We start from the raw sequence: 361 nt of genomic DNA, 5'->3' as shown, positions 1-361 counted from the left end.
GGAACTCCCAAATGATGAACTTGTTTAAACTATTAGTTTTCTGAGGAACAAAATAACAAAAGCAATATAATGCAAATAATTCCAAGTTATTACAGAAGTTTCAAATAGTATAAATAATGCTTTGAAACTAACCAGCCAAGCAAATGCATTCTCTATATTGAACCTTCGATTATATAATTCTTCATCAAAATAATAATAAATTTTGGATGTTATATTATTCCTGAGATGGGTTTTAATATTTGCGATGATTTTTTCTTTTTCGAACATTTGTCTTAAATTCTCACAGTCAAATCCTGCATCAGCATTCAGAAACAATTCTTTATGATCTATTTCTACTTCGCTTAGAAGGGACAGAATTTCT

At 28.5% G+C, this 361-nt stretch carries 1 pseudogene; it reads right to left on the bottom strand.

Going from position 1 to position 361, the window contains the following annotated elements:
- Nucleotides 1-24: 24 nt before the first annotated feature.
- Nucleotides 25-361 (bottom strand): annotated as a pseudogene (locus GNY06_RS04785) (IS5/IS1182 family transposase); the annotation flags it as partial.

Origin of the sequence: Elizabethkingia argenteiflava (assembly GCF_009904105.1) — a bacterium.
GTDB classification, from domain to species: domain Bacteria; phylum Bacteroidota; class Bacteroidia; order Flavobacteriales; family Weeksellaceae; genus Elizabethkingia; species Elizabethkingia argenteiflava.
Note: the sequence above shows the minus strand (reverse complement) of the source record. Positions and strands in the feature narration are given on the sequence as shown.